Below are 10,489 nucleotides of genomic sequence, written 5' to 3'. Positions count from 1 at the left end.
ATCCGCTTTGATTTTTGAAATTATTTGCGTAGGCGGGGAGTAGGGAATAGGGAGTAGGGAGTAGGGAATCAGGCTTTTCGAGGTGTACGGTGTTTATTCAAAAATCAAATAGGAATCCTATAGCAATCCTAAATGAGATTGTGAAAATTTTTGTTATGGTCGTCCTTGGGCATTTGTCCTCTCTTACAAAGTTCTGATCGGAGGAAACCTCCGCTCAGACTTTGCGCTTTGTCATTTGTGATTATAAAGGACAAAGGACAAATGACTAATGACAGCCAACAGAAAAATATTTCACAAATGATTTAGGACTGCTATATACAACCGTAGTTATACCGTAAACATACCATAAAAAAGCAAAATTTATCTGATTTATCAGTGAATTTTCTCTGGAAATAACCGCAAATACAAAGTTAAATTTATTTGATTATTTCCTGTTATCAGGATACTAAAAAATCCATTCAATCATAGTGGATATTTCCTTTCACCTGCTAGTAATATAATTTAACTTTTATGTATGTACCTTTGTATGTTAAAGATTAAGTAAATATTGTAAATGCTGATTTTTAGAGGTTTTATACATGCTAGTAATATCTGTAAAATCTGGACAACTAGGCAACAGATTATTGTTATCTGCTCATTTTATGGCATTTGCATGTGAAAATAATTTCACAGTTTTAAACCCAGCATTTGAAGAGTATGCTGATTTTTTTAACTCAACATCTCAAGATTTTTTATGTTCCTACCCTTCTAGCCAATTTTCAATTGCAGGAAATAAAGTTTTACGTAAATACTACTATAACATAAATCGTTATTTAGCTGAAAGTGGACGCTTTAACACAATTGAGATTAAGCGTAACCAGCCCTTTAACTGGAGCAATTCAAGCATTACAAAAGAGTTAAAACCAGGGACTATAAACTTTTTTCAAGGGTGGGTATTTCGTGATGGATGGTTTGTAAATGATATATCAAATCTACAAAAACATGGGGAAAAAATTCGTGCTTACTTTCAACCTTTAAAGAAGTATCAGTTAAATGTAGCAAAACTCATATCCAATATTCGTAGCCAGACTGATGTACTCATTGGAGTCCATATCCGTCATGGAGATTATCAGCAACATCAAAATGGCAGATATTTTTATTTAGTTGAAGATTATTTAAAGGTTATGGAATCAGCACAAATGCTATTTCCTAATAAAAAAGTGACATTTTTGATTTGCTCAAATCAGAAGCAAAATGACGAATATTTTCAAAATTTATCTTATGCTTATGGCAATAATCATATAATTGAGGACATGTATTCTTTAGCTGAATGTGATTATATTATTGGCCCTCCTAGTAGTTATAGTATGTGGGCATCATTTTACGGTGAGCGACCTCTATACATGATTAGGAATGTGAATAAAACGTTAAAAATCGAAGATTTTGTTCACTTTTACCAATGGCAAGGAGTTTTTTACTATAACGAAGACTGGAGTAAAACTTTTTGGGAATGGACACATTAAATTAGATTGACAGACGAAGATGAAAACTAATAATTATTTAACTTATTTATGAAAAAAGAAACTAGAGGATTTATTACAATTTTAACTGGACTTTACCCTTTTCAAGATTGCATTCACTTTTTAGCGGCAGTTAGAAAGTTTCATCAAGAACCAATAATCATTTTAATTGATCAAGTTCCAAAAATTCTCTATCCTTTTTTAAAGACTTTCAAAAATGTAATTTTAAAGCCTGCCCCTGCAAATGAAAATACTGTTTTAGCATCACGGCAAGCAAAACTGGCTCTATATGCAGCCTCGGAATTTGATAAAACTATTTACTTAGATTCAGATATTTGCTTACTTTCCGACCTCAACGACGTATTTGAGTATTTGGATGAATATGATTTGCTATTAACTGAAGATGTGCAACCTTCTATTGTTAAAGCTACAAATTTACTACGGGGAAAGCAAGAAGACATTTTGCCGAATGTTTTGCAAATTCTGCAATCTATCGGGTTCCCTTTGCAAGCAGATAATGTGCAATATAATAGCGGGTTGATAGCTTTTAGGAAAACAGAAGTCAACAAGGTATTTTTTGACGAATTTCAACGTTATTTTGAAATTGTCAAAAACAACCAAGATAAATTACTTTTAAAAGACCAAGGGGCTTTTGCTTCTGCGATCGCATCTGTACGCCCTAACATGAAAATACTACCTCCCACCTATAATTATCTCAGTAAATGGGAGGATGCTTATAATATTCAGGATAAAATTAAAGTTCTTCACTGTACTTATCCTTATCGACCTCAATATGCTAAAAACATTACCCGTTCTTTGTACACAAGGGTATTTGACAGATTTGCTAAAGTATTTTTACCCAATCAAGTTACAAATCCCTGGCGCAAGAAATAACATCTTCTTATGAATATATGCACAAGCCTTTTTCCTAGATCACATTATGAATAAATATAAATATTTATTAATGTTTAAATTGCGAATTTACAGGAGGAAACATCAAAATTGAAAGTTTCATTAATTGTTGGTGATTTATCTGGAGGCGGTAGTATTCGAGCATTTTTACTAGCTCAAGTACTGCAAAGCCTCAATTATCAAGTGGAGATTGTTGGTTTTATTTATGGTAAAGAACTGTATGCTATTCCTCCGTCTGGCATTTCAGTTGTTTCTCTTCCAGGTACAAATTATCCAGAATTTCTGATATCTGCTCGTCAACTCTTGCAAAAAATAGATGGAGATATTATTTATGCTGTAAAACCAAAGTTTACAAGTTTTGGTCTATCGCTACTGAAAAAATTTAGTAGTCGTCGTCCTTTAATTTTAGATATGGATGACTGGGAACTCAGTTGGCACGGAGGTGATGAGTGGAAATATCGTCCTAGTCTTAAGCAATTTTATCGAGACATTTTCAAGAAAAATGGCGCATTAAAATTTCCAGATCATCCACTGTATCTCAAGTGGATGGAAAACATAGTGGCAAAGGCAGATGCAGTAACGATAGATACTGAGTTTCTGCAAAAACGCTTCGGTGGTGTTTACGTACCTAATGGTAAAGATACTGCAATGTTTGACCCCCATAAGTATGATTCTGAGACTAGCAGAACGTATTACGGTCTTTCTGAGTATCGAATTCTCATGTTTCCTGGGGCACCACGACCTCACAAGGGGGTTGAAGACATTCTAATGGCGCTCGATTTGTTGGATGAGCCAGATTTAAGATTAGTGATTGTGGGTGGTAGTCCTTACGATGATTATGACGATAAATTGATTCAAAAGTGGGGGCGTTGGATTATTAAATTACCAAGGTGCCCTGTAGAATTAATGCCTAAAATTGTAGCATCTGCTCACATTGTAGTTGTTCCCCAGCGAGATACTTTGACTGCTCGCGCTCAGTTTCCCCTGAAGTTGACAGATGGAATGGCAATGGCTAAACCTGTATTATCGACGCGCGTAGGAGATATTCCCAAAATTTTAGGTAATACTGGTTATTTAGTCGAACCTGCTTGTCCCGAACAGCTTGCTGAACAAATTCAATTGATTTTTCAGAACTTAGAGTCAGCACAGCAGCAAGGTATCAAGGCAAGAGAAAGATGTGTGGAACTCTATAGCATAGAAACTATGGCTTCTGTGCTCAAGTCGGTAATTGCTCGGTTGTAAATCTTGATTGGGGTTTGATTTATTTGATGATTAGTAAATTTGGCAAGTATATAGCAGTCCTAAATCATTTGTGAAATATTTTTCTCTTTGCTGTCATTAGTCATTAGTTATTTGTCCTTTGTAATCACAAATGACCAATACTTCGACTACGCTCAGTACAAGTGACAAATGACTAAGGACGACCATAACAAAATTTTCACGACTCAAATAGGATTGCTATAGTGTGAATAATATTAATAAATGAAAGTAGCATAAAAATACCCAATGTCTACCAGAAAACTACTACTAAGATTCGCTAAACCCTATCCAGGTTTGATTCTGCTGACAATATTGTTAGGATTTTCTGGAGCCTTATTTAATGGAATTAGCACAGCTTTAATTGTGCCAGTGATTTTAAAAATTGTGGGGCAAGAAGTAGATTTAAGTACTGCCCCTCCCATCCTAAAAAGGTTGATATCTCCCTTTGATAATACTCCAGAATCTTACCGGATAGTAGTAATGGCTGGGACGATTTTATTCACAATTTTTTTAAAAAACTTAGCTACCTATGCCAGCGTCTTAGCATCGAGTTCTTTAACCCGAAAGCTGACATCGGATATGCGCGAAACCGGGTTAAAGCTATTACTAGAAGTTGATATAGATTATTATGCCAAAACAAAGGTTGGTGATTTAATCAACCGTCTGGGTGGAGAAATTGGTCGGGCTGCAAGTGCTATAGGTAGTACAGTCAGGATGGTTATCCTGGGGATCACAATTTTAGTTTTTGTCGGTTTATTACTGTCAATCTCTTGGCAGTTGACAATTGCTGCTACGCTTTTGCTGTCGTTGGTGACGTTAATAAATCAGTATGCCATTTCTCAGTCGAGAAATTTTGGTAAGCAGCTTAGTGAGATGTCTAGAGCATATTCAATCTCTGTGCTGGAGACTTTGAACGGAATCCGACTGGTAAAGGCGACGGGAAATGAAGAAAAAGAATATCAACGGATTAAAAAATTAATTCGCGATCGCGAGTTAGCAGATTTCCAATCTCAGGTTAATTCGGAAGCAATTACACCTCTAAGTGAGGTGATGGGTATTACAGCTTTACTGCTGATTGTACTTTTGAGCAAAACCTTCTTTGCTGGCCAGGTTTCTTCTCTTTCCACCGTACTTTTAACATATTTATTAGTGCTGCTGCGAGTGCTGCCATTAATTTCTCAGTTAAATAGTATTCGCAGCAACTTTGCCAGTACGGCCGCCAGCGTAGATGTGACGAATGAGTTTTTAAGCCTCCATGATAAGCCGTTCATGGATAAGGGTAAGCTTCCCTATACAAAATTACAAGAGGGCGTGTCTTTTAATTCTCTTTGCTTTGCCTACCCTGGTCATGAAAAGTTGGTACTCAAAGATGTGAATTTATTTTTACCCCGTGGCACGACCTTAGCATTAGTAGGCAGTTCTGGTGCTGGTAAATCCACTTTAGCAGACCTTTTGCCCAGATTCTATGACCCAATAGCTGGCAGTATTACCATTGACGGTACTGATTTGCGGGAGTTCGATGTTGTATCCCTGCGAAGGCGAATGGGGATTGTTAGTCAAGATACCTTTCTTTTTAATGACTCAGTGCGAAATAATATCGCTTATGGGCGAGAAGAGGCTACTGAGGATGAAATTCTGACAGCAGCAAAGCGGGCAAATGCTTATGAGTTTATTAGCAAATTGCCTCAAGGATTTGACACCTTGATTGGCGATCGCGGCGTCATGTTATCTGGTGGACAAAGGCAAAGATTAGCGATCGCCCGCGCCCTCCTCCAAAATCCAGAAATTCTGATTTTAGATGAAGCCACCAGCGCTTTAGATACCGTTTCCGAACGCTTAGTACAATCTGCACTTGATGATTTGAGTCGCGATCGCACAACCCTGGTAATTGCTCACCGCCTTTCCACAGTCCAAAAAGCCGATCAAATTGCCGTATTAGATCAAGGACAGGTGGTAGAAGTGGGAACCCATGAAGAACTTTTACAAAAAGGTGATTACTACTCGCGTTTGTACTCAATGCAATTTAGCGATCGGCCTAACAAAAACTTGATTCAGACAAAAATTATTAAGGCAATGCGCCTAAACTCAAAGAAATTTGTTGAATATCCTGAAGCCGCTACTAAACACAAGCAAAGCTTGCTCCGCATCTCTCACGAAATTCGGACACAGTTGAACTTGATGATTGGGTTCCTGCGCTTATTACTTGATGATCTGGTAGACGATTCCCAAGAACAGCATAAATTAATTGAAGGCTCTTACAAATCAGCTTGGAGAATTCTTAACACCATAGATGTTTTTGAAGATGTTATTAATTTGCAAACAAAGGGGAAATTTATCTCAATTTCTGAACAAAATCAAAATATTATAAGCACTTATTATCACGCCTTTAATCATCTATCCATTGAGTTTCGGGCTTCTCTCAATTTCATAATTAGCTCTCTCCGCTCTCTAGCTGATAATTTGATATACACCACAGAAGAACAAAAGGGATTAATTAATGAAAGTTATGAATCTGCTATACATCTGCTCGACAATTTAGAAAAATTTGAGAATAGTATTAATATCTAAAATTATGAAAAATCTTGCTTTTAAAAAACACTATATTTTTTTCATTGGTGAAGAGTTGCCGCAGCCAGAGGCTCACCTAGTCCAGTCTACAAATGCAGCTAACGGCGCTGCCAACTTGGGATACTCAACAGTTTTGGTATATCCTGAAAAAGGAGCAAAAGCTATTAATCCAGCTAATTTAGCTCGTCCTTTTCAACCGAGAAAAACACCAACAGAACTGCTCAAATATTACAACCTCCATGACAAGTTAAAAGTTGCTCCCTTACCGATGCCTTGGCCGATTGACCATTTTCGGAGCAAATTTACTGACTCTAACACCATTGCCAGCAAGTATTATTTACCATTTTACATACTTCCAACTACTAAAATTGTCCACAGTCGCAACTGGAATTTTGTCAAAGCTGCTATCAAAAATGGCGTTCCGGCAATTTATGAACACCACCACCACGAAGACAAACCATTTGAGCCAGAAATTGTTACAAATCCGCTATTGCAAATTGCTGTCACCGTTGTAGACACCATCCGCGAAAGCATGATTAAAAATGGGATGCCACCAGAAAAAGTGATTACACTGCACAATGGTTTTAATCGCTTATTTATGGAGAGACAACCAGAAAAAGCAGCAGAATGGCGTCAAAAACTATTGCAAGATGAAAGCCAAAGATTGGTAGTTTATGCAGGAGCTTTACAGCAATTTAAAGGTATTGATGTACTAATTGATGTGGCTAACGAAATGCCTAATGTGCAATTTGTTTGTGCAGGTGGTAAGCCTAAAGAAGTTGAATATTATCAGCAATTTGTCAAAGAAAAACAAGTTAATAATATTAAATTTTTGGGTTATGTTTTGCATAATGAGTTAGCATCTTTGTTACAAGCAGGCGATGTTTTAGCTCACCCTCATTGTTCAGGAAAAGCGGCAACTTTCACATCTCCCTTAAAGCTGTTTGACTACTTCGCCTCTGGGACTCCCATTGTAGCAACAGAAATTCCTTCATTAGTTGAATTTCAAGATACTCAAGCGATCGCTGCTTGGTGTGAGCCAGATAACCCCAGCAAATTTGCCGAATGTCTAAAGCGGGTTTTAGAAACTCATCCCAGAAAAATAGAAGGTTATCCAGATAGTATCAATTTTGTCAAGCAGTTTTCTTGGGAAAATAGAGCGGCAAAAATCCTGAGTTATATTGATGAATCTCTGCTTCCTCAACTTATTGTCTAAGGAAAAATTGCTGAGATTAAGTAAAATGACTAATGACAAATGACAAATGACTAATAACAAAACTGTAGGCATGATTAGCAGCTATCGAGGTTTAGAAACTAGAGCCGATTGGCTGTGGCAACAAACTCCTAATCAATTTGGAGTTTGGGGCAATATACAAATGCAAGCACTGGCAGCAAAACCAGATTTTCTGCTAATGTATCAATTTGATTTTCCTGAAGCAGCGCCACAAACATCTTGGTTAGATAGTTTTCGTAAACGACAGCAAAAATCAGTATTAAATATTGATTCTCTACTACGTGATGTGAGTAAAGAGCGGATTATTTATTTACTAAGAGAACCGCCTTTAGATGAAATTGTAGAAATTACTAATTATAATTACCAACAAGCTCAAAAGTATTGCGGCTACGTTTCTGGCCCAGATGATTTTGCGCCCACTCCTGACTATATGCCTGCTATTTGGTATCATTCAAATTCATTTCAAGATTTAAATGAAATGCCACCCCCCCAAAAGGTTGCTCCATGTAGTTGGATTACTTCAGGAATTAGCCGCACTGTCAACCATCGCCAGCGTTTAGACTTTTTGCAGTCTCTACAATCTAATGGCATTAAATTTGATTTATATGGGCGTAACTTACCACAATGGGCGAAAAAGTCGGGAGAACTGGGTAATAAGTGGTATGGTATGTCACCATATTATTACAATCTAGCAATTGAAAATTATGCTGATAATAATTGGTATGTGAGTGAGAAACTTTGGGATAGTTTACTTGCCTGGTGTTTACCAATTTACTATGGCGGCCCGGCTGCTGATAAATTATTGCCACCGGGTAGTTTTTTGCGGTTGCCCAGTTTAGATGAAAAAGGCATTGCCTACATCCAAGAAGTGACAGCGACACCTGATGCTTGGTATGCTGCCAAAGATGCGATCGCCCAAGCTCGTCAAATCATCTTACACAAATTAAACCTGCTTAACTGGTTATCAAACTTTGTTGATCAACACTCATAAATTATGAATGGTATTTGTACCCTTGGCAATGATTATGTTTTCGATCAACTGGTGGCTTTGCTCAACAGTATTGATGTTATCTTGGGGTCGGAAACTCCTGTTTGTATCTATCCTTTCGACGATCAGACACAGCGAATCGCTGATGAAATAGCTAAACGCCCTAATGTATTTCTTTACGATAATCAAGAATCAATCAATCGCTGGGATCAATTTATGCTCTCAGCAGCACCAGAGCGATTGAATCGCAGTAAATTCCGTTTGTATGGCGCTCACCGTCGTTTTTGTGCTTTTGATGGGCCATTTGATAAGTTTATCTATTTAGATGCAGACACCTTGGTGATGAACTCCCTCGCGGCGGTGTTTGAAAAGTTAGATAGTTATGATTTTGTTGTCTACGATTTTCAATTTAAAGATGTTAGTAAAATATACAATGTTAATTCTCCCAAATTACTAAAAATTTTCGAGCAAAAGCGCATTGATTCCGAAACATTTTGCTCAGGTTTCTATGGCTCAAAGCGGGGGATATTTAATTCAGAACAAAGAAATTTACTAATATCCCATCTAAAAAATGGTGAAGCGGAAATTTTGTATGAAGGGGCTGGTGAACAACCACTGATTAACTACATGGTAATGAGGTCTAATCTTTCTATTTATAACTTTGCTAAACAATTACCAGATAATCAAAAAACTGGATGTTCTGCCACATCTAAGCATTTTGAAGAACGAGAATATATTCTTTATGACAAAGGCAATCGACTAACTTACCTTCATTACATTGGTATTCCTCCTCATATCAATCAAGCAGTCTGTGCTGGCGAAAATATTGAGTTTCCCTATCGAGATTTATTTCTCTATTATCGTTATTTACACGAACCAGAAAAGCGTCCAGTGTTTACAAAGCCTCCTAAGAATTATAATGACGCTCCAACACAAAATTTACTTACAAGAGCTTTGCGAAAACTTAAGTTAATTAACCAAGGATAATTTATGAGTAGGGGAATTTATATTGTTGCCAATGACCGGGTTATCGATAATGCGATCGCTTTACTCAATAGCATTCGTTACTATGACCCAGAAGTTACCGTTTATCTCATACCTTTTAATGAAAATTATCACAAGGTAGCAGAGCAGCTTGCTACCTTACATAAAGTGCAAATTTTTCCAGATTTAGAACTTATTGATAAATTTACCAAGCGCATCGGAGAAATTTTTGATCGAGATTTCCTTGCCTTACCCAACAAAATGCGTAAACTGGTGGCGTGGTTTGGGCCTTTAGATGAGTTTATTTATATTGATACTGATATTGTCGTTTTTGAAAAAATCGCCGAGAATTTAGACAAGCTTTCAGAAGTCGATTTCTTCTGTTGTGATTACCATCATGCCAATGACAAGCTGCGAAATATCTTTTCCCCATTTGTGAAAGAGCAGCAAATTTTTTCAGATGCCCAACTTGAAGACGTTTTCAATAGCGGTTTTTGGGCTTCCAGAAAAGGAACTATTACTGAACAACAGATGGACGAAGCTTTGCGCGAATGTGCTGCACATCGAGAATATTTCGATTTTTCTGAAGGAGTTACTGAGCAAATGAAAATTTTACCATCTAGGATGAAGGCCAATCAGGCAACTCGCGGTAAACCACTCTATCGTCGCATCTGGTTTTGGGCAGGTTTGGGTTTAGGTGGTGGTATTGTTGCCTTGATCTACGGCATCAGTTTAATAGATCGGACTTTGCCAGATCAGTCCGAGTTGAATGCCGTGGTTAGAGAGCAAACACTGACCATCAAAGCCGCCGATGGAACTATATTACAACAACAAGGTGAAACGGCCAGAGAACAGCTAAAGCTGGAACAAATACCAGATAATTTAAAAAAAGCTTTCATCGCCTCAGAAGATAGAAGATTTAAGCAACACAACGGAGTTGATGCACAAGGGACTGTCAGAGCGATCGTAATATAAGTTAGGATTGGGTAGGGGAGTACCGTCGTAAACGATATCTGCAAAAGCTGCATCCCAAACAAGATAAGC

At 37.4% G+C, this 10,489-nt stretch carries 7 protein-coding genes and 1 pseudogene; all 8 read left to right on the top strand.

The window, feature by feature from the left end:
• Positions 1 to 578: 578 nt before the first annotated feature.
• Positions 579 to 1,502 (top strand): alpha-1,2-fucosyltransferase, encoded by a 924-nt coding sequence (locus tag LC574_RS09720; RefSeq protein WP_229453314.1) that lies wholly within the window; start codon positions 579 to 581, stop codon positions 1,500 to 1,502.
• Between the two features lie 48 nt (positions 1,503 to 1,550).
• The gene (locus tag LC574_RS09715; protein ID WP_229453312.1) at positions 1,551 to 2,393 is read left to right on the top strand and encodes a hypothetical protein; all 843 of its coding nucleotides are present in this window, start codon (positions 1,551 to 1,553) and stop codon (positions 2,391 to 2,393) included.
• A 108-nt stretch (positions 2,394 to 2,501) separates the two neighbouring features.
• Positions 2,502 to 3,653, top strand: coding sequence for a glycosyltransferase family 4 protein (locus LC574_RS09710; RefSeq protein ID WP_229453310.1), 1,152 nt, complete (start codon positions 2,502 to 2,504; stop codon positions 3,651 to 3,653).
• 264 nt (positions 3,654 to 3,917) lie between these two features.
• Entirely contained in the window at positions 3,918 to 6,239 is a 2,322-nt protein-coding gene (locus LC574_RS09705) for an ABC transporter ATP-binding protein (RefSeq protein WP_229453308.1), read from the top strand.
• A 4-nt stretch (positions 6,240 to 6,243) separates the two neighbouring features.
• On the top strand, positions 6,244 to 7,455 hold the full coding sequence (locus LC574_RS09700; RefSeq protein ID WP_229453306.1) for a glycosyltransferase: 1,212 nt from the start codon (positions 6,244 to 6,246) through the stop codon (positions 7,453 to 7,455).
• A 46-nt stretch (positions 7,456 to 7,501) separates the two neighbouring features.
• A complete protein-coding gene (locus LC574_RS09695) occupies positions 7,502 to 8,464 on the top strand; it encodes a glycosyltransferase family 10 (RefSeq protein ID WP_229453304.1) in 963 nt (320 codons plus the stop codon).
• 3 nt (positions 8,465 to 8,467) lie between these two features.
• Positions 8,468 to 9,448, top strand: a complete 981-nt coding sequence (locus LC574_RS09690; protein ID WP_229453302.1) for an Npun_R2821/Npun_R2822 family protein — start codon at positions 8,468 to 8,470, stop codon at positions 9,446 to 9,448.
• 600 nt (positions 9,449 to 10,048) lie between these two features.
• Positions 10,049 to 10,417, top strand: a pseudogene (locus tag LC574_RS09685) (transglycosylase domain-containing protein); the annotation flags it as partial.
• Between the last annotated feature and the right edge of the window lie 72 nt (positions 10,418 to 10,489).

Source organism: Nostoc sp. CHAB 5715, assembly GCF_020829685.1.
Lineage (GTDB): Bacteria > Cyanobacteriota > Cyanobacteriia > Cyanobacteriales > Nostocaceae > Nostoc.
The sequence above is the reverse complement of the archived record's forward strand: the minus strand, read 5'-3'. Positions and strand labels throughout refer to the sequence as shown.